The sequence below is a fragment of the Alkalihalobacillus sp. CinArs1 genome (genome assembly GCF_947387515.1).
GTDB lineage: Bacteria > Bacillota > Bacilli > Bacillales > Guptibacillaceae > Guptibacillus.
Map to the genome: position 1 here is coordinate 618537 of NZ_CANDOB010000002.1, position 18755 is coordinate 637291.

Consider the following 18755-nt stretch of genomic DNA (forward strand, 5'->3'; position numbering starts at 1 on the left):
GAAATTTTATAGGGGACAGATTAGTTGTGGAACCAGACGTTTCGAAGTGATTCAATTCCTTCTTCGATCTGTTCCTCACTCAACGCGGTGAAGCAAAGCATATAGATGTGGTGAAAATTGGCGGGATGAGTTTTATCAAGGAACAGTTCAACAGAGTCTAGAGCGATTCCGCTATCAGAAGCGAGGGAGTGATAATCGATATCCTTGTCAGGTTCGTTTAATTTGATCACAACATGATGCCCCGCATGATCTCCGAGAATCGTGACATGATCTCCCATATAACGCTGGATGCATTTCTTTGTCCACTCAAATTTCTTTTTGTAAATTTTCCTCATCCTGCGTAAGTGACGGATCCAGTAGCCTTCTTTCATGAATATCTCAACGGTCTTCTGCAACACCCTTGAAGTGGTTTGTTGATAGATGATCAGCTCTTTTTGATAGATTTCTAAAAGACCAGGCGGCAGAACCATATAGTTGAGTCGGATACTTGGCAAGAGCGATTTGAAGAATGTTCCCATATAGATGATTCTTCCATGATGATCAAGATGCTGTAGAGCTGGGATAGGGTCGCCACTATACCGAAACTCGCTGTTTAAATCGTCTTCGATGATGTAACGATTTCCCTCTACGGCCCATTCGATCAATTTTAGCCTTTGTTGGACGGGCATGATGTACCCTAACGGAATTTGATGGGAAGGGGTCACATATGCCATCACTGCTGAACTTTTATGTAGGTGATTAAGGTCGATCCCGTTCTTATCGACAGGAATGGAGTCAATTTTGTAGCCAAGGAGACGAAACACTTCCCTTGCAGCGTAATAACCAGGGTTTTCAAAAGCGATGGTTTGCCCATTCAAGCCGATCATCTGGCATAACAGGTTGAGAAGGTACTGCGAATGAGGACCGATGATGATTTGTTCTTCAGAACATGTGACACCACGAGCTTGCTGCAAGTAATGCGCAATTTCCTTTCGTAAGCCGATTTCTCCCTGAGGATGACCAAAGTGAAACAGTTCATCGACTTGATCTTTCATGCTTTGGTTCGTAATCTTCCTCCAAGTGGATAGGGGGAAATTCGTCGTATCGACTCGATTGCCTCTAAAGTCGTATGTAATGGATGACGGATGGTTTTCAATCTCGCTGTTACGTGTTGGATTTTCTTTTGCGATTTCTCTCATCACATCTGTAGCGAGATCTTGAATAAAATAACCGCTTCTCGCCTTGCTATAAATGTATCCTTCTGAAAGTAGGCGCTCATAAGCTGTCTCCACAGTATTTCTACTGATCGCTAGGTTCGATGATAGGAGTCGAACAGAAGGCATCTTACTATCTTTAGGCAACGTGCCTTTTAGGATTTGTTTTTTAACTTCATCGTATAGTTGTAAGTAGAGTGGGATGGACCGATCTCGGTCTAATTGGATCATGAACTCATTCATTTCATCACTCCTCATGATCAAGTCTTGTTACTAGTCTACTGTAAAGGATTGAAGATGACTAGCTTAGTAGTACTAACCTCTGAGGGGAACGAGAGAAGCTGTGAAAACAGGAGTGAGGCGGCCCTAGCTAATCAAAAAGCAATATGTTTGCGGGGTTTTTGTCGTATATTGCAAAATTTGAATCGATACGGGGTTTTTTAATTGTTTACAAACGTGACACCGAGGAGTAGACTATGTCTCATTAAGATATTAGTTTAAAAGTTTCTCATTCGAAATCGCTTAATCCAATCGGAGCGGACGACCCAATGATTGATGCAGTAAAGTTACTGCTAGGGGTGAATCCTGTTTAACAGGTAGGGCTACTTCTATGGCCCGAATCCGACAGCTAAGTCCGTAAGCGTTATGGGAGAGGACGGTGAAACTTGTGATCTAGCAATCGGCCACAGGTTTAGTTACCTGTGGTCTTTTTGTGTTCGATTTTTTTAATATGGAGTGTAATAAAATGACGATTCGGTCAAAACGGTTTAAACGGCTAGAACCTCTACAGGTGCTCATTCTTGTGTTTGGCTGTTTTATTTTAATTGGAGCAGCGTTATTGAAGCTTCCTTTCGCAACAACGGAAGAAATAGGCTGGATCGATGCTTTGTTTACCTCAACTTCTGCGATGACGGTGACGGGACTCGTTGTGGTAGACACCGGTCAGGCATTCACGCTGTTTGGAGAACTTGTTATCGCCTCCCTCATTCAACTCGGTGGACTTGGAATCATGACGTTTGCGGTCATCACGTTCATGATGTTAGGAAAAAAGATTGGGATGAAGCAGAGGCTTCTTGTGCAGCAAGCCACAAACCAGAATTCACCTGGAGGCGTCATTCGATTAGTAAAGACAATCTTCCTTTTTTCTTTAACGGTCGAGGCGATCGGCATGATCATTCTCGCATTCAGATGGGTACCAGAATTAGGAGTGAAAGATGGCCTTTACGCGAGCTTCTTTCATTCGATCTCAGCTTTCAACAATGCGGGGTTCTCCATCTGGTCTGATAGCTTGATGGGCTATGTTGGAGATCCTGTCGTAAACATTGTTATCTCTGCCCTTTTTATTGTGGGAGGGATCGGATTTACGGTATTAGACGACCTTGTTAGAACAAAGCGGCTGCGTTCGCTCGCGCTTCACTCGAAGATCATGCTCATAGGGACGCTCGTTATCAATGTAGTTGCGATGTTTGGCTTTCTTTTCCTTGAATTTCATAACCCGAATACACTCGGAGACTTAACGATGTCAGAAAAGCTGTGGAGCTCGTATTTTCAAGGCGTAACGACGAGAACGGCGGGGTTTAACTCGGTGGATATTGGTGCGATTGGAACAGGGACCGCTTTTCTTATGTTTGTTTTAATGTTTGTAGGAGCGGGGAGTACTTCTACTGGCGGAGGGATTAAACTAACGACAGCGGTTGTGATCATTCTTGCCGCATTCACGTTCCTTAAGAGAAAAAGCGATCCTGTGTTGTATGGTCGCACCATTCGGAAGGAAGTTGTTCTGAAATCCTTAACTATCTCGATTATGAGTATCCTCTTGGTTTATCTGTCCATCTTCATTTTGGTTCAGACAGAAAACGCAGATGTGAATGCGATTATCTTTGAAGCAGTTTCTGCGTTTGGCACAGTCGGTTTATCGATGGGCTTAACGGGTGATCTTTCGCAAGTCGGCAGGATCGTGATTATTTTTCTCATGTTTCTCGGAAAAATTGGACCCCTTACCCTTGCGTTCTCACTTGCTCAGCCTGATCGATCTCGCATTCGCTATCCGAATGAGGACCTGTTAACAGGATGAGTTTTAAAAAAATTGAAAGTAAAAAAGCATGGATACGGAATCCATGCTTTTTTTATTCTTTTTCTAACCAGTTCTGAGACCAGTCTTCAATGTTTTTCATTAAGGGTTCAAGGGCATACCCTTTATCAGTTAGCGCATACTCGATTCTAACAGGGGTTTCTGGATAGACGTGGCGTTTAACGATGCCTTCTTCTTCAAGGTCTTTTAACCGTTCTGAAAGGAGTCTGCCGCTTATTCCGATCGATTCTTTAATCGTGCAGTTTCGCTGGGGACCGGACAGTAGTTGATAGATGATCAGTCCTGTCCATCGTTGACTAAGAATCGTAATGGCTTTTTCAAACCTCGGACATATCTCTGATTGATTCACTTTAAACTCCTCCTTTCCAATAATAGTATACCACACATAATAATTAATAATAAATTATTTACTTGACGTAATAAAGTTACTTGTTTATATTTAGTTACATAAAGTAACTTAGTTAATAAAAATAATTAAAGGGGAGTTGCAGAGAATGGTTTCAGAAAAAATTGGCGTGCTCTTACTAAGGATCGTACTAGGCACAACATTTATGATTCATGGGTTCGCAAAGTTTCAAGGAGGAATTGAGAATACCGTTGGATTTTTCCAATCGGTCGGCTTACCGGGGTTTGCAGCGTATGTCGTAGCACTCATCGAATTAATAGGCGGAATTGCAATCATACTCGGACTCGGAACAAGAATTGTTGCAAGGTTATTCGCAATCATCATGATCGGAGCAATTTTTACAGTGAAGTTAAGTGCTGGATTTTTAGGCGGTGAAACGGCGGGCTATGAATTAGATCTTTTATTACTTGTCCTATCATTTTATTTCGTTACGAGAAAACCGGTCGATCTTTCACTAGATCACATGCTGTTCTCGAATAAAGGAGTGCGATCAGATGTTTCATAAAGCACCGAGCACGTATGTTGGAGGAGTCACATTGAACGTCATGGACATTGACCGATCACTCCAATTTTATAAAGAAATGATCGGTTTTCAAGTTTTGAATCATCGTTCAGGTGCGGTAGAGCTTACGGCGGATGGTGTAACACCATTACTTACGTTGTACCAACCTGAAGAAGCACAGCCTAAGCAAATGCATACGACAGGTTTGTTTCACTTTGCACTCTTATTGCCGAAACGAGCTGATTTAGGAAGAGTTCTCCATCATCTTGCAGAAAAGAGGGTCCCGATCGGTTCTTCAGATCATCTCGTTAGTGAAGCGATCTATTTAAATGATCCTGATGGAAATGGTATTGAGATTTACTACGATAAACCTTCTTCTACTTGGACGTGGCAAGGTGAACAGGTAAAGATGTCCGTAGATCCGCTCGATACGAAGGCGGTATTAGAAGAAGGAAGAGGGGAAGCGTGGAATGAGCTGCCAAAGGACACTGTAATGGGGCATATCCACCTGCAAGTTAGTGAACTAAGAGAGGTTGAAACATTTTACACTGAAGGTCTAGGGTTTGAAGTTGTCAATCGGTTTGGAAATCAAGCGCTTTTTCTATCAACAGAAGGCTACCATCATCATATCGGTCTCAATACGTGGAATAGCCTTGGCGGCTCAAAGCCTTCAGAAAAAAGTGTTGGGTTGCAATCGTTCGAACTGATTTATCCAAGTAACGAAAAGCTTCAAGAAACTGTTTTTAACTTAAGAAAGGTCGGAGCAGAGGTTGTTGAAGAAGGTGCGATTGTAAGAACAGAAGATCCTTCTGGAAATCGGATGTATTTAAAAGTAGCGTTCGTCTGATAAAAAAAGTTTTCGAGTAAATAATAGTAGCAGTTCACATTGGGAAGGTAAGGTGCAAGAATGGGCTTTTTAGAAAAAATCTTTGGGAAATCACCTGAAAAGGAGCAAAATAAAATGGAAAACGTTAAAGTCGCAATTATTTATTACAGTTCTACAGGTACAAATTATAAGATGGCTAAGTGGGCAGAGGAGGGCTTGAAAGATACCGGTGCTGAAGTAAAGGTACTTAAAGTTCCGGAACTAGCTCCAAAGGAAGCGATCGAATCGAACGATGCGTGGAAAGCGCATTTGGAAGAAACGAAGGATGTGCCTGAAGTGACGCTTGATGATTTGGAGTGGGCAGATGCGTATATCTTTAGTATTCCGACTCGTTTTGGTAACTTGCCTGGTCAAGTGAAGCAGTTCCTCGATACAACGGGCGGACTGTGGTTTAATGGTAAGCTTGCGAATAAGGTTGTAAGTGCGATGTCTTCAGCGAGCAATGCACACGGTGGTCAGGAGCAAACGATCCTATCGCTCTACACGACCATGTTCCACTGGGGAGCGATCGTAGCGAGTCCAGGATATACAGACGAATCGATCTTCGCTGCTGGAGGGAACCCTTATGGTACGAGTGTTACAGTTGGTCAGGACGGGAAGATGCAGGAAAACGTCGAACCGGCTGTGAAGCATCAAGCAAAACGAACAGCAACGGTAGCGGAGTGGGTTAAGAACGGAAATCGTTAATTACGGAATATTGTTAGGTCGATTCAATACTTGAATCGACCTTTTGTTATGCATACGATCGATAAGCGAATAGCGATGATCATAAATAAATGCGAGCCCACCACAATAGTGATGGGCTCGCATGGTTGTGGAGCTTTAGCTTTCTTTATAACCTGATAAAATCTTCCCAATCGTTCGTTCCATCACAAGAATGCCGTCTAAGCATTCTGTTAACGATGTCCATTCTTCAGGGGTATGACTTTTCCCGTTCTTACTCGGAACAAAAATCATACCTGTAGGAATTTTTTTGCCGACAAGCATGGCATCATGTCCAGCGCCGCTTGGCATTCTACGATACGTTAAGTTTAATTCGTTCGTTGATTCTTCAATCATATTCGTCATCTCATCGTTCATATGAACAGGCTCAACGCGGATGCTGTTTGACGTTTCAAGTCGGAGTCCTCTTGTTTTTGCGATAGAAGATGCACGCTCTTTAATCGCATCGATCAGGTTTTCTCTTGCGTCTCGGTCGATGTCTCGAATATCAACCGTTACCGTTGTTTTTCCTGCGATGACGTTCGTTCCATTTGGAGAGTTGGTGATCTTTCCAACTGTTGCAACGGCGGTGTCGCTGTATTTGGCAGGAAGCTGTTCGATCGACGTGATGAGTTCACTTGCGCCGATCAGGGCATCTTGCCTCATGTTCATCGGCGTATTTCCTGCGTGATCTGCGCTTCCGATAAACGTAAACGTTTCTCTGGCAGGACCCGCGATTCCTTCTACAACACCGATCTGCTGCTTGTTTGTTTCTAACACGAGACCTTGTTCGATGTGGAGCTCGAGGTAGCCGATAAACTCGTCCATGTCTCGTTCAGCGCTTTTTAATCCATCAGGATTCAAACCGTCCGCTGTCATTGCTTCACTGAGCGTCGTATCTTCATCATCACGGTATGTGAGGAGCGCTTCTTCGTCGATTTCACCGATCATCGCACGGCTTCCTAACAAACCATGGTTGAAGCGTGATCCTTCTTCGTCGGCAAAAACAGCGACTTCGATCGACCACTTTGGCATTCCGTTTCGTTCGATGAACGATTCAACTGCTGTTAAAGCGGATAGCACGCCCAACAGGCCATCGAACATGCCACCGTTCGGAACTGTATCGATGTGAGAGCCTAGCATGAGGCTTTTATGTGTATGGATGCCTTTAATTTTTCCATAAACATTGCCGATCGCGTCCTCCTGAACGGACATTCCGATTTCCCTCATCCATTTCTTAACCCATTCGATCGCTTCTCTGTATTCAGAAGTATAGGGGAAGCGGCTATTGCCGCCGGCTTCCGTTGCTCCAATACTATTGACGGCATCGAAATAGGTGATGAAATGATTCATAGGTAAGTGGGTGTGACGAGGCAGAGGCTTATATTCCTCCTTCCATCGTCTGACTCGGTTATCCATCTGAAACACCCTCCTCATGACTAACTTCGATCAATTTGATGAACATCTTACTCGCTTGTAGCATCGCTGTTTCTTCAATATCGAAGTTCGGATGGTGGTGGGGATAAGCGTCTTTATGACCTGCTCCAGTAAAGAAGAACGCACCTGGTTTATCTAACAAATAATAAGCGAAATCTTCTCCACCCATCATAGGATCCATCTCCAGTGAGTGTTCAGCTCCAAATAAGTCTTCAGCAGCGCGCTTTACATACGTCGTTTCTTTCTCATGGTTGAATAGGGCTGGATAGCCTTCTTCATAGTTCAGAGAACACGTAGCGCCGTATGCTTTTCCTGTATGTTCGACGATTTCAGTCATCCGCTTTTTCACGGAAACCTGAACGTCTCGTGAAAACGTACGAACCGTTCCTAAAATACTCGCGTGAGACGGGATGACGTTAAAGGGGCCACCTGACTCAAATGCGCCTAGTGAAAGCACCGCTGACTCTAGTGGATTAACGTTTCGACTAACAACCTGCTGGAGATTTTGAACAACGGCTGATCCACAGACGATCGGATCAATCGTTTCGTGAGGAAGAGCACCATGCCCGCCTTTTCCGTCGATTTCAATCGTGAATCGATCGGACGATGCCATCAGTGGACCGCTTTTTGTGAAAACAGATCCTACTGGGAACATCGACCATAAGTGAGTTCCGTACACTTCATCGACACCTTCGAGGCACCCTGCTTCGATCATAGGCTTTGCACCGCCTGGTGTTTGTTCTTCAGCGAACTGATGGATCAGAACGATCGTTCCGTTAAGGTGTTCGCGATTATCGTGAAGAACTTTTGCTGTATGAAGCAGCGTCGAGGTATGAGCGTCGTGTCCGCAGGCATGCGAAACACCATCCACTTTTGATTTATACGGTACGTCTTTAGCATCCTGAATGGGGAGAGCATCGAAATCTGCTCGAAGTGCGATCGTTTTACCGGGAAGACCTCCGTGAATCTTCGCGACGATTCCTCGTCCACCTACGCCTTCTTCGATTTCTTCGATCCCGATGTCTCGTAAAAAACCTGCAATTTTCTTAGGTGTTTCGACTTCTTGAAACGAAAGCTCTGGATTTTCATGGAAGTAACGGCGCCATTCGACCATTTGTGGGTATTCTGTTTCTAGTTGTTCGATCATTTTTCCGTACATGAACAACGTCCTTTCTTTAATCAAATAGACTTGGAATCCATAGCGTCAAACTTGGAATGTATGCGATCAGTAGGATTGCGATGATTCCAGTGATGAAGAATGGAAATATATCTTTAATTGTATTTTCAATTTTAACTCGAGCGATGTGGCACGAGATGAATAGGGTAGAGCCTACTGGTGGTGTGAATAGTCCCAATGCGAATGAACAAAGCATCACGATTGAGAAGTGGGTAGGGTCCATTCCGACACCAGTTGCGATCGGGAAAAATACCGGAATAAAGATAAACAAGTTTGGAACAAGTTCCATCACCATTCCAGCACCAAGCATGATGACGATCAACAGTAAGATCACGAGTCCATCAGAAAGGCCAAGACCTAAAATCCAGTTTGAAATCAAGTTTGGAATGCCTTCTGAGATCAGCGCATAAGTGAAGATCATCGACGTACAGATCATGAGCATCACGACCGTTGTACCGTAAACGGTTTCTTTTAATGATTCATAAACCCCTTTGAACGATAGCGAGCGATAGACGAATTTCCCGATAAGGAACGCGTAGATCGCCGCTAGGGCAGCTGCTTCTGTAACGGTTGCGATTCCGAATACGATGGCTCCGATCAAGAAGATAGGAAGGACGAGTGCCCAGAAAGCTTTGAAAAGACTTACGAAAAACTCCTTAAAAGAAGGCATCGATTCACGCGGATAACCACGTTTAACGGAAATGATGACTGTCGTGATGAGATACGTTAACCCGATTAAAATTCCTGGGATCACACCTGCTAGGAACATTTCTGCAACAGAAAGGTTTGCTAGCCATGCGATGATGATCATCGTGCTACTCGGTGGGATGATGATTCCAACTACAGAGCTCGATGCGTTGATCGCAGCTGAGAAGGAAGAAGAGTATCCTTTCTTTTTCATAGAAGGAATCAACACACTACCTGTTGAAGCGGCGTCTGCGACAGAAGAACCAGAAACGCCTGCCATTCCCATACTCGTGATGACGGATACGCAGCCAAGACCACCTGGCAGTTGGCGAACCATCGAATCTGCGACTTTGATGATTCGTTGAGCGATATTACCATGGATCATTAAGTTTCCGGCAAAAATAAAGAATGGAATCGCTAGGAATGCGAATGATTGCGTGTTTGAAAAGAAACGCTGAGCTGCTAGTTCCATCGGAATACCGTCGACGATAAAGAAAAGAACGGCCGACATACCCATGGAGAACGCAATTGGGACTCCGAGTAAGAGCATAACGAAAAAGCTGATAATCATTATGGCGATCATTGGGTTTCTCCTCCTTCCATCCACGTACTTTTATTTCGAATAAGTAAACTGATTTGAAGAATTAAAAGGATTGCAACTAAAGCAAACGATACGGTTACAGAGATGTATAGCCACGACTTTGAAATCTGCAGCATCGGTAGAGGCTGCATGCGAACAGCATCTGCTAGTAAGTAACTTGCATAAACCATATAAACCGAGAACAGGAGCATGATGACTTTTGCGAATATCTGTAGCACCCACTGAACGCCTCGGCCGAATTTCTCTTGTAAAACGGTAATTTTCAAATGATCTTCATTCTTCGTAACGGCGATCGTTCCGAGGAAGATCATCCAAGGGAAGAAGATTTGCGTCAACTCAGTAGAAGATGAAATAGGATAGTCGAAAACATATCTTGATAGGACTTCTGCAAACACGACGAGGGTAAGCAGAACCATAAGGATACTTGCGATGATTTCAGTAACCTTCACAAACCTCGATGTGATTTTTTCTAGCATTTCGTTCACCAACTTTCTCCTATAATGAAAATTCAGCGAGCAGAAGACCTGCTCGCTGAATGATGTGTTATTGTTCAGAGCGGTATTCTTCTAGGAATGTTTGAACCTCGTTCATGATTTCAGGTGACATTCTTTCTTCCATTTTTCCGTAAACAGGCTCTACTGCTTTTTGGAATGGTTCTACGTCAGGTTCAGTGATTTCCACGAAAGAATCTTGCATTTTATCTAACATTTCTTTATCTTTGCTTGCTGTGAACTCATAAGATGCATCACGTGCTGCATTCGATGCTTTTTGTACGATTTCTTGAAGCTCGGGCTCAAGGCCGTCAAACGTGCCCTGGTTCATGATGAAGTATGAATAGTAGTAAGTGAAGTTCAGGATCGCAAGGTGATCTTGTACTTCATGGAACTTGGTTTCATAAATCGCATCGAGCGGGTTGAACTGACCATCGACTACTCCTTGGGATAGTGCAAGGTAAACTTCAGTAAACGGCATCGTTGAAACAGAGCTTCCTAGTGTCTTGAATGTTTCGATCAACGTTACGTCGTTCGGTGAACGCATCTTTAAGCCTTCTAGATCTTCTGGAGTATTGATCGGGTGATCGTTGTTCGTGATTTGAGCAAAGCCAAGTTCAACATCAGACAATACTTTCAATCCTTGCTCAGAACCGAGTTCTTTCAATTTATCGCCAGTTTCACTTTCAAGTACTGCATGTGCTTCATCGAAGTTTTTAACTAAGAAAGGAAGCGATAGCGTCGCGTATTCAGGAATCGTGTTCGCCATCATGTTGGCACCAGCGATCTGCATGTCTAGTGCACCGACTTGTACCGATTCGATCATTTCTTGCGCGCTGCCGAGCTCTTCGTTAGGGTAGATTTCAACTGTGACTGCGCCGTCTGTTTCTTCTTCTACAACTTCTTTAAACTTCTTAGCAGCGACATCGCGGACAGAGCCTTCAACTGTGTTAAAGCCAACTTTCCACGTTCTTTCTTCAAAACTTCCGTCTCCTGAATTAGAAGCAGAATCGCTGCCGCTTCCACATGCACCGAGGAAAACAGTTAGTGTTAATAGTAAAACAAGTAATCGTTTCATCTCACGCACTCCTTATTTTTATAATGTTTTTTGAATATTTAAAACCATTGTATCGGACATGCGCCTTCTTTTTATTGTGTGTTTTAACAAAAAAATAATAATTTTACTGAAGTTTAAACAAATAGGTGTTAAGAACGGAAGAGCCACTCTTCTTTTGTTCCTAATAAATTTATAATGTTCCACGCCATACGGAGGTGGAAGATGACCTCGGCATCTCGGATATCGACCGATAGGATATCGCTGATTCGTCTTAGTCGATAGTTGAGCGTATTGCTATGAAGGTGTAACGCATCCGCAACTTCTTTTAGGTGCTGATGATTGAATAAGTAATGTTCGAGTGTATCGAGTAGCTCGCGCTTATTCTGTTTTGTGTAATCCATCAACGGCTTCACTTGATCGATGACAAATTGGTAGAGCTCTTCTTCCGAACTGTTCATCATCATCTTCGCAACGCCGACTTCTCGATACGTCATCCGCTGATTGGGGCGTTTATGCCGGTTAAAAATCTCGATGCAGTACCACACATCTTTATAGGACGTCCTGATTTCTTCTAGGGAGGTTAATCTTCCTAACGCATAGGAAAACGTTCTTTTCTCGAAATGTCTACGGATATACAGGTCTAGCTGATCGATGAACGTATCCATCTGACTTCGTACAGACTCTTCAGTTGTATCAGGTGGAAATCCAATGATGCCTCGGAGGCCGTTGTTTCGTTTGAAGATGATGTTGCTGTTGTAGTAGTGTGCGATAAACTTCTCAACGATGTGGTGAAGACTCTTCGTTTCTTTGACGCTCCATTCGTTTTGCTGTTGATCGATATGAAGTCCGAAGAACAGGTAGTTTTCTCGATCACTTAAACCGAGAAGCTTTGCCTGATCGATCAATACGCTGATGTCCACTTTTCCTTGAATATCCTCTAGAAACTCTCCCTGAATTCGCTGTTTCGTTTCGTAAACCGCTTCTTGTTTTAAAAGCTCGATGGAAATGATGTTCTGCGCTTCTTCGATAAGCATTTTTTCAAGATGGTCGAGAGGAAGCTCCTTGTTTGAGATTGCGAGGAAACCTCTAGGTTCCCTTCTTGTGATAATCGGAATGACGACGACGTCGTAGGTATCTAGATGAACCGGCTTCAACAAGTCAGGCGTCAATGTATCTAGAAATGGTGGGATCGCAGCTTCGAACGGAACACCGTCTTTTTCATACGATGACACGAGCTGTCTGAACTCATCGTACATAAATACCGAGGCGTTTAACCGCTCGCTGAGGAAAGCGATGATCGGATCCATTCCCTGCTGGTCGATCGCGATCTTCATCAATTCATTATGATTGTGCTGCGTCTGTTCGAGTGTCTGGTTTTTTAGCTGGATGTCATGATTCAGCTTCATCAATTTATCCGCTTGGTTTTCTAGTTCAGTGAAGAGGTACCCTCGATGAACAGCGAACGCTGCCTGGTTACAAATCGCTTTTAGGAGATCGAGGTCTTCATCTGTGAAATGCCCTGTCTGGCGGAACGAATTGATGCTCACGACACCGATACAGTCGTTTTGAATCATAAGAGGACAACACATCGCGCTTTGTGCTTTCATCCTTTCGCCGCCTTCGATCGGCGTCGACTCCTCGAAGTGCTTCCAGTTTTCCTTCGACATCGACTCCATCCCTTGATAAACCTCATCAGTGTGATGGAAGATCTGCGGGCGCTTCGATTGAAACGTGAACCCTGTTAACGATTCGCCCGGCTTAAAACGAATATGCTGCAGATGCTTCCATTTAAAACCGCGCGTCACCCGTGGAATCAGGATATCTTCCTTAGCATCATATATGTATAGACTGCATGAATCGGATAGTGGGAGAACTTCCATCGCCATGTCCATGATTCTTCTCAGGATTTCATCGAGCCGTTGATAGAGCGCGAGCGTTCTTGAAAGGTTTAGGAGGAGATCCTTGCCTTTTTGTTCAACTCCTACGGTCGTGGACATGAGCTCGCTTTGCTTTTTGACGAAATCGGTGAGGTCAGAGGATTCTTGTTCTGCTTTGATCACGATCGTATAGCGGTCATTCTCAATCTTGGTAGTCGCACCGCCATTTGTGTCGAATTGTTTTGTGAACACGTTCGTTTGTTTGTAAAAAATAGTGATTTCGGATAGTGGTAAAGCAATTGCTTTTGCATATTGGATAATTGAGTCGGCGAGTAAAGGATAGACCATTCTTCTACGATTCCTCCGTTACAAGTTTTTATCTCTATCTTATCATGTCGAATTATCTCGAAACTTAACAGAAAGACAACTTTCTATAGAAGGAAGAGAGGAATTTAGATAGAGAAAGGCTAGAGGATTGTCGGACTTTCGAGGAGAATAACATAGAGTAGATAGCTAAATATGGAAAAATGAGGTGGAGTCATGGTGGCATGGCGTCTTGATACAAAACATTACGTTTTATCGATGCTTCTCGTTTTTGTGCTCGCAGCAAATTTCCTTGTCTACAGGTTTCCAGTCTCACAGCCGGTTCCTCGAGAGGCCCAGCTGCTCGTGATGGCTTCGATCGTTGACCTAGCCATCGTCTCGCCTATTTTCATACTAGCGATTGTAGGAGCGTTTTCTGTGAAGCGGCTGCTCCTCATGATGGTGGGTGGACTCCTTCTCGTCAGATGGGTTATTCCTCAAGAATATCTTGCTTCTGTTTTTAACATGACTCAAATCGATATGGCGTTAGGAGTCCTTGTTTTCGTGCTTGAAATCGGATTGCTAATCGCGCTGATCCGCTATGTTCCTTCTATTGTTAGAGGAGTGAAACAAAGTAAAGAAACCTTTTTATTTTCTTTTCCAGTTGCTATGGAACAAAACGTTCGTGATCATTCCGTCATCCGCATCTTCGTCTCAGAAATCCTCATGTTCTATTATGCGTTTTTCTCATGGAAAAAGAGTGCGGATGAAACAAACTTTACGTTACATAAAAAATCAAGTCTTATCATGATTCACATCATGACGATCCACGCGATCGCGATCGAAACGATCGGACTTCATTGGTGGTTACATGAGCAGTCAGCGAGCATTTCTCTCGTGTTACTCATCTTAAATGTGTATTCCATCGCCTTCCTCGTTGGAGAAATCCAGGCGATTCGCTTAAACCCAGCAAGAATAGAAAGTGAAAGACTTTACTTATCTCTTGGTTTAACGAAACGAATGATCGTTTCCTTGGATGAAATTGAGTCAATTACGGTTGATCGTGCTTCATTGGATAGCGCGATCGACAAGAAGACAACCATCGCATTCATCGCAAAAGATTTTGAAGAAGTAAAGCCAGAACTAATTTTAGAACTAAAAAATCCTTGTAAGGCAACGCACCTCTTCGGGATCCAAAAGTCTTATACGAGAGTTGCGTTACGTATCGATGAGCATCACGAGTTTCTGAATAGATTAGTTGATCAATTGGAGGGACAGGCGTGAACAACATAGAGGAGCAGTATAAGAAATCGACGAACTTACGTACACGCATCAGTATTCACGAGCGATTCAGCACAAACAAAGAAGATTGGCATCGATGGCTCTTCGACCGATACAATCTTCCTGATGAAAGATTGCGCATTTTAGAAATCGGATGTGGAGATGCAACATTCTGGGTGAAAAATCGCGAGCGGGTATCAGAGCGATGGAGCATCACGCTGTCTGACTTTTCAAGAGGTATGGTGGAGGCAGCCAAAACGAACGTGAGCAGGCTGGCAAACATTCATGTAGAGCAAATGAAGATCGAAAACATTCCTTATGAAGAGAACCTTTTTGATGTCGTTATTGCGAATCATATGCTTTACCACGTTCCTGATCGTAACAAAGCGTTATCTGAAGTGCGGAGAGTGTTGAAAGATGGTGGTACGTTTTTTTCTTCTACAATTGGAGAAGAGCACATGAGGGGATTTGGAGACCTTTTAAAAGGGTTTTCTCCTCAACTGGATTATCCATCCGCCACCGTACACGCAAAGGAGTTTGGATTAGAAAATGGAGCGGATCAATTGAGATGTTTCTTTGATAATGTCGATCTCATCAATTTTCCAGGTGACCTCAGCATCACCGATGAGCACGCCATCATCGACTATTTGCACTCAACGAATGTACACCGATTTGGTGAGGAAGAAGTGGGAGGTTTTCTAAAGTATTTACAGGAAGTAAAGGAAGCGAACGGTGGTGCGATTCCGATTACGAAATCTACTGGATTGTTTGTTTCGCAGTAATAGAAAGGAGAGAGCTTATGCGAGACCAAGAAGAAATTTTAGAAGGTGGAAACGTGTCGAACGTCTATCGATCAGGTCAAACGGTGAGACGAGAATTGAAGGAAGGCAGCTACAGAATTCATGCGCTGCTCGATCACCTCGAACGTAAGGGATATCTTCATTCACCGAGATTTCTATGTATCGATGAGCAAGGGAGAGAAGTGCTGACTTTTATTAAGGGAGAGGCGGGAAACTACCCTCTAAAAGAGTACATGCTTTCAGACGATTCACTTGTCGAGATCGCGCGGATGCTTCGCACGTATCATGATGCTGTGAGTGACTACGCCTACGATCCCGACTGGCCACCGTTAGATCATACACCTCCACATCATGAAGTGATCTGTCACAATGATTTTGCCATCTATAACATTATTTTTCACGATAAAGAACCAGTTGGAATCATCGATTTCGATATGGCGGCACCAGGTCCAAGAATCTGGGATATCGCTTATACCCTTTACACGTGCGTCCCTTTGAGCAGGTTCATGGTTAAGGAAGGTTCTGACATCAAGAGGCGGGTATCCATGTTCTTCGAAGCGTATGGCGAAACGTTTGAAGACGATTGGGTAGAGGTTGTGGTGGATCGATTAGAAGGTCTCTGTCAGACCATTACGAGAAAAGCGTCAGAAGGTGACAAGGCGTTTCAAAAAATGATCGAGGAGGGGCATGTCACACATTACAAGGAAGAAATCGCGTTTATTAAAAACCATGGGCATGCGTGGAAGTAACCGCTTCGTTTACAAGAATTTCTAATCGTGTTAGAATTTTTAAAAAATGATGCCGTGCAGCTTCACAGATAATCTCGTCCCAAAGCGAGGGGCGGGATTTTTTTATGTTAGCGAAAGGGGGGACCGTGATGCAGCCACTAGATTCAGATCGAATCACATTAAGACCATTTGAAATGGAAGATGCACCTCGCATCCAGCAGTTAGCCAACCATAAAGATGTGGCGAACATCATTGGCTTACCTTATCCGTATCGCTTGGAGCATGCGGAGGAGTGGATCAAGATTCAGCCGGAATTGATTCGAAGCGGCACAGAGTACCCGCTCGTTATGTACTCTAAGGATCACGATGAACTGATTGGGACGATCTGTATACGTGTTGACAAGAAAAACCATCGAGGTGAGCTCGGGTATTGGATCGGAAGGTCATACTGGGGAGAGGGTTTTGCGACAGAAGCCGTCAAACGAATGATCACATTTGGATTTACTGACCTTGAACTAAACAAGGTGTGGGCAACAGCGATCACTCGGAACAAAGGATCGATCAAGGTGCTGCAGCATGCTGGGATGGTACGAGAAGGCGTCCTGAGAGAGGATCGAATCGTGTTAGGAACCTATGAAGATGCTGAAGTGTACGGGATGTTGAGAAGTGAGTTTGATAGGTCGCGGAATTGCTAATCTATCAATATAAAAACAACTGCGATTTTGCGCTCGAGTTTTGAAAGGGGGAGATCACGTTGCACGTGCGGAACGTGAGAAGTTCAGATTATGACCAGCTTGCACCTTTGATCAACGAGTGGTGGGGTGGCAGACAGATGTCAGACCTTTTACCAAAACTGTTTTTTGATCATTTTCAACCTACTAGTTTTGTAATAGAAAAAGAGAATAATATCATCGGCTTCCTCATCGGATTTCTTTCTCAATCGAACTTAAAGGAAGCATACATACACTTTGTTGGCGTCCATCCGGAATTTCGGCAACATAACGTGGGTAGTTCGCTTTACGAGCGATTTTTTAAAGCAGTAACATTCGAAAATCGAGATACTGTAAGAGCGGTGACGTCCCCGGTAAACAAAGCTTCCATCGCTTATCATACGAAGATGGGTTTCGAGATCGTTAAAGGGGATCGATTGGTCGATCGGGTACCGGTTCATTCAAACTATGATGGAGAAGGAAAAGATCGAGTGTTATTCGTAAAGAAACTACGTGATGAATAGAGGGGTAGCATGGAGAGAGCTTACTTTATCGGCATCGTACCGCCGGAAGATTATTTAAAAAGAATACAGCATTTCCAGCAAAAGTGGAATGAACATACAGGTGTTGAGCCTCACGTTACGTTAAAAGCGCAAGGTGGCTTAACTGGTGATCGAGAGTGGATCGAAAAAGTGAAGGAAGTGTGTTCGAAAAGTACGCCGTTTCAACTAACGCTCGAGGGTCCTGCGTATTTTGGAGATATCGTTTTATACTTACAAGTTCGTTCACATGAATTGATCCAACTGCACCATCAGCTTGTGAGGGCGGTTTCTCCATCAAACGAGATGATCAAGCAGTATTTTGAAGGTGAGGATTTTGTCCCACACTTAACGCTAGCAAAAGAGACGTATGGTGGCGGTATTTCTAAAGGTGTCTCAAGATCTGATCTTAAGGAAATGGAGAAAAAAGTAAAGGGAGAACTGACGCCTTATCCAACGTTTGACGTGACGTTCATTCGGATTTATGAGTTAAACGTCGATGAGCGTAAGTATGAGCCGTTACTGGATGTGCCTTTGGGTGAGGTGATGGAGAGTGGAGGATAAAGGAATGAAGAATTGTTTGAGGTGTGATTCGAAGATGGTGGAAGCAAAATTAGATAGCTCGCCTATTCGCGTTTATAAAGCTTCAGTGAAGCCGAATAAAGAGACGATGAGCAGTGTCGAGGCTTATGCATGTCCAAAGTGTGGCTATATTGAGCTTTATGCATCTTCTCCAGAGAAGTTATCCTGATGATTTACGTCATTCGTCATGGTCAAACTGAGCTGAACAAGGAGAGAAGACTGCAAGGAAGACATGGTTTGCCACTGAATGAAGTTGGTGTTCATCAAGCAGAACGTGTGAAGGAGAAACTTCATGATGTTGAGTTTGATCTCGTGTACTCCTCACCGCAGGAACGTGCTGTTCAAACTGCAGAAATAGTGGCAGGGAAAAAAGCCACGCTCGATGATCGATTGAATGTGTTCGACCTTGGGGCAACTGATTCCTTAGTGGTTAGCGAAGTGAAAAGAGTGAATGGAATTCCTGACCCTTCTATCTACAATGGAGTAGAAGATCCCCGGCTATTTATGAAACGGGTGTTTCATTTTATGAGCGAGCTCGAGACGAACTTTACCGATAAGCAAATTCTTATTGCGGGCCACCGATGTACCACGGGAGGAATCGGTGCTTATTTTAAAGGGATTCCTGAAGATGAAAACATCTTACAATACTCTTCTGATAATGGAGATTATAGGGTTTATGAATTTAAGATTTAAGAAACGATTCT

The 18755-nt window shown here is 43.7% G+C and carries 20 protein-coding genes and 1 riboswitch; of the genes, 12 read left to right on the forward strand and 8 right to left on the reverse strand.

Annotated elements, in window-relative coordinates:
• Positions 1-20: 20 nt before the first annotated feature.
• Positions 21-1436, reverse strand: coding sequence for a MocR-like pyridoxine biosynthesis transcription factor PdxR (pdxR, locus tag PFZ69_RS11745; RefSeq protein WP_270181271.1), 1416 nt, complete (start codon positions 1434-1436; stop codon positions 21-23).
• 266 nt (positions 1437-1702) lie between these two features.
• A riboswitch (cyclic di-AMP (ydaO/yuaA leader) is annotated at positions 1703-1852 on the forward strand.
• A gap of 86 nt (positions 1853-1938) precedes the next feature.
• Between pdxR and PFZ69_RS11750 the strand changes: the two genes are divergently transcribed.
• Positions 1939-3267 (forward strand): TrkH family potassium uptake protein, encoded by a 1329-nt coding sequence (locus PFZ69_RS11750; protein WP_270181272.1) that lies wholly within the window; start codon positions 1939-1941, stop codon positions 3265-3267.
• 52 nt (positions 3268-3319) lie between these two features.
• On the opposite strand, the gene PFZ69_RS11755 is transcribed toward PFZ69_RS11750, so the two are convergent.
• Positions 3320-3634 (reverse strand): winged helix-turn-helix transcriptional regulator, encoded by a 315-nt coding sequence (locus tag PFZ69_RS11755; protein WP_270181273.1) that lies wholly within the window; start codon positions 3632-3634, stop codon positions 3320-3322.
• Between the two features lie 145 nt (positions 3635-3779).
• Between PFZ69_RS11755 and PFZ69_RS11760 the strand changes: the two genes are divergently transcribed.
• From PFZ69_RS11760 to wrbA, 3 genes are read left to right on the forward strand one after another with little or no spacing between them, the layout of a single operon-like run.
• A complete protein-coding gene (locus tag PFZ69_RS11760; protein WP_270181274.1) occupies positions 3780-4196 on the forward strand; it encodes a DoxX family protein in 417 nt (138 codons plus the stop codon).
• On the forward strand, positions 4186-5040 hold the full coding sequence (locus PFZ69_RS11765; protein WP_270181275.1) for a VOC family protein: 855 nt from the start codon (positions 4186-4188) through the stop codon (positions 5038-5040). The genes PFZ69_RS11760 and PFZ69_RS11765 overlap by 11 nt, the downstream gene beginning before the upstream one ends.
• A gap of 60 nt (positions 5041-5100) precedes the next feature.
• A complete protein-coding gene (wrbA, locus tag PFZ69_RS11770; RefSeq protein WP_270181276.1) occupies positions 5101-5766 on the forward strand; it encodes an NAD(P)H:quinone oxidoreductase in 666 nt (221 codons plus the stop codon).
• Positions 5767-5901: 135 nt separating this feature from the next.
• Here wrbA and PFZ69_RS11775 read toward each other — a convergent pair whose 3' ends face one another.
• The 6 genes from PFZ69_RS11775 to PFZ69_RS11800 all read right to left on the reverse strand — a co-directional run bounded on the left by PFZ69_RS11775 (position 5902) and on the right by PFZ69_RS11800 (position 13456).
• Positions 5902-7200, reverse strand: coding sequence for a Zn-dependent hydrolase (locus tag PFZ69_RS11775; RefSeq protein ID WP_270181277.1), 1299 nt, complete (start codon positions 7198-7200; stop codon positions 5902-5904).
• Positions 7193-8377 (reverse strand): amidohydrolase, encoded by a 1185-nt coding sequence (locus tag PFZ69_RS11780; protein ID WP_270181278.1) that lies wholly within the window; start codon positions 8375-8377, stop codon positions 7193-7195. Before PFZ69_RS11780 ends, PFZ69_RS11775 begins: the two co-directional genes overlap by 8 nt.
• Positions 8378-8393: 16 nt before the next feature.
• Positions 8394-9665, reverse strand: coding sequence for a TRAP transporter large permease (locus tag PFZ69_RS11785; protein ID WP_270181279.1), 1272 nt, complete (start codon positions 9663-9665; stop codon positions 8394-8396).
• Positions 9662-10159 (reverse strand): TRAP transporter small permease, encoded by a 498-nt coding sequence (locus PFZ69_RS11790; RefSeq protein ID WP_270182024.1) that lies wholly within the window; start codon positions 10157-10159, stop codon positions 9662-9664. The genes PFZ69_RS11785 and PFZ69_RS11790 overlap by 4 nt, the downstream gene beginning before the upstream one ends.
• 67 nt (positions 10160-10226) lie before the next feature.
• Entirely contained in the window at positions 10227-11252 is a 1026-nt protein-coding gene (locus PFZ69_RS11795; protein WP_270181280.1) for a TRAP transporter substrate-binding protein, read from the reverse strand.
• A 128-nt stretch (positions 11253-11380) separates the two neighbouring features.
• A complete protein-coding gene (locus tag PFZ69_RS11800; protein ID WP_270181281.1) occupies positions 11381-13456 on the reverse strand; it encodes a helix-turn-helix domain-containing protein in 2076 nt (691 codons plus the stop codon).
• 192 nt (positions 13457-13648) lie between these two features.
• On the opposite strand from PFZ69_RS11800, the gene PFZ69_RS11805 reads away from it, so the two are divergent.
• The 8 genes from PFZ69_RS11805 to PFZ69_RS11840 all read left to right on the forward strand — a co-directional run bounded on the left by PFZ69_RS11805 (position 13649) and on the right by PFZ69_RS11840 (position 18744).
• The gene (locus PFZ69_RS11805; RefSeq protein ID WP_270181282.1) at positions 13649-14695 is read left to right on the forward strand and encodes a beta-carotene 15,15'-monooxygenase; all 1047 of its coding nucleotides are present in this window, start codon (positions 13649-13651) and stop codon (positions 14693-14695) included.
• Positions 14692-15474: a class I SAM-dependent methyltransferase gene (locus PFZ69_RS11810; protein WP_270181283.1), complete on the forward strand. Its 783-nt coding sequence runs from the start codon at positions 14692-14694 to the stop codon at positions 15472-15474. Before PFZ69_RS11805 ends, PFZ69_RS11810 begins: the two co-directional genes overlap by 4 nt.
• Positions 15475-15491: 17 nt before the next feature.
• The gene (locus PFZ69_RS11815) at positions 15492-16241 is read left to right on the forward strand and encodes a phosphotransferase enzyme family protein (protein WP_270181284.1); all 750 of its coding nucleotides are present in this window, start codon (positions 15492-15494) and stop codon (positions 16239-16241) included.
• Between the two features lie 128 nt (positions 16242-16369).
• A complete protein-coding gene (locus tag PFZ69_RS11820) occupies positions 16370-16915 on the forward strand; it encodes a GNAT family N-acetyltransferase (protein ID WP_270181285.1) in 546 nt (181 codons plus the stop codon).
• A 59-nt stretch (positions 16916-16974) separates the two neighbouring features.
• Entirely contained in the window at positions 16975-17454 is a 480-nt protein-coding gene (locus PFZ69_RS11825; RefSeq protein ID WP_270181286.1) for a GNAT family N-acetyltransferase, read from the forward strand.
• 9 nt (positions 17455-17463) lie between these two features.
• Positions 17464-18033 carry a 2'-5' RNA ligase family protein gene (locus PFZ69_RS11830; RefSeq protein ID WP_270181287.1) on the forward strand — a complete coding sequence of 190 codons (570 nt, stop codon included), beginning with the start codon at positions 17464-17466 and terminating at the stop codon, positions 18031-18033.
• 4 nt (positions 18034-18037) lie between these two features.
• Positions 18038-18220 carry a hypothetical protein gene (locus PFZ69_RS11835; RefSeq protein WP_270181288.1) on the forward strand — a complete coding sequence of 61 codons (183 nt, stop codon included), beginning with the start codon at positions 18038-18040 and terminating at the stop codon, positions 18218-18220.
• Positions 18220-18744 carry a histidine phosphatase family protein gene (locus PFZ69_RS11840; protein WP_270181289.1) on the forward strand — a complete coding sequence of 175 codons (525 nt, stop codon included), beginning with the start codon at positions 18220-18222 and terminating at the stop codon, positions 18742-18744. Before PFZ69_RS11835 ends, PFZ69_RS11840 begins: the two co-directional genes overlap by 1 nt.
• Positions 18745-18755 lie beyond the last annotated feature (11 nt).

Bases quoted from the DNA above. Each gene is read 5' to 3' on its own strand.
- pdxR (WP_270181271.1), bottom strand. From the start codon at position 1,436: ATGAATGAGTTCATGATCCAATTAGACCGAGATCGGTCCATCCCACTC.
- PFZ69_RS11750 (WP_270181272.1), top strand. From the start codon at position 1,939: ATGACGATTCGGTCAAAACGGTTTAAACGGCTAGAACCTCTACAGGTG.
- PFZ69_RS11760 (WP_270181274.1), top strand. From the start codon at position 3,780: ATGGTTTCAGAAAAAATTGGCGTGCTCTTACTAAGGATCGTACTAGGC.
- PFZ69_RS11765 (WP_270181275.1), top strand. From the start codon at position 4,186: ATGTTTCATAAAGCACCGAGCACGTATGTTGGAGGAGTCACATTGAAC.
- wrbA (WP_270181276.1), top strand. From the start codon at position 5,101: ATGGGCTTTTTAGAAAAAATCTTTGGGAAATCACCTGAAAAGGAGCAA.
- PFZ69_RS11775 (WP_270181277.1), bottom strand. From the start codon at position 7,200: ATGGATAACCGAGTCAGACGATGGAAGGAGGAATATAAGCCTCTGCCT.
- PFZ69_RS11780 (WP_270181278.1), bottom strand. From the start codon at position 8,377: ATGTACGGAAAAATGATCGAACAACTAGAAACAGAATACCCACAAATG.
- PFZ69_RS11785 (WP_270181279.1), bottom strand. From the start codon at position 9,665: ATGATCGCCATAATGATTATCAGCTTTTTCGTTATGCTCTTACTCGGA.
- PFZ69_RS11790 (WP_270182024.1), bottom strand. From the start codon at position 10,159: ATGCTAGAAAAAATCACATCGAGGTTTGTGAAGGTTACTGAAATCATC.
- PFZ69_RS11795 (WP_270181280.1), bottom strand. From the start codon at position 11,252: ATGAAACGATTACTTGTTTTACTATTAACACTAACTGTTTTCCTCGGT.
- PFZ69_RS11800 (WP_270181281.1), bottom strand. From the start codon at position 13,456: ATGGTCTATCCTTTACTCGCCGACTCAATTATCCAATATGCAAAAGCA.
- PFZ69_RS11805 (WP_270181282.1), top strand. From the start codon at position 13,649: ATGGTGGCATGGCGTCTTGATACAAAACATTACGTTTTATCGATGCTT.
- PFZ69_RS11815 (WP_270181284.1), top strand. From the start codon at position 15,492: ATGCGAGACCAAGAAGAAATTTTAGAAGGTGGAAACGTGTCGAACGTC.
- PFZ69_RS11820 (WP_270181285.1), top strand. From the start codon at position 16,370: ATGCAGCCACTAGATTCAGATCGAATCACATTAAGACCATTTGAAATG.
- PFZ69_RS11830 (WP_270181287.1), top strand. From the start codon at position 17,464: ATGGAGAGAGCTTACTTTATCGGCATCGTACCGCCGGAAGATTATTTA.
- PFZ69_RS11835 (WP_270181288.1), top strand. From the start codon at position 18,038: ATGAAGAATTGTTTGAGGTGTGATTCGAAGATGGTGGAAGCAAAATTA.
- PFZ69_RS11840 (WP_270181289.1), top strand. From the start codon at position 18,220: ATGATTTACGTCATTCGTCATGGTCAAACTGAGCTGAACAAGGAGAGA.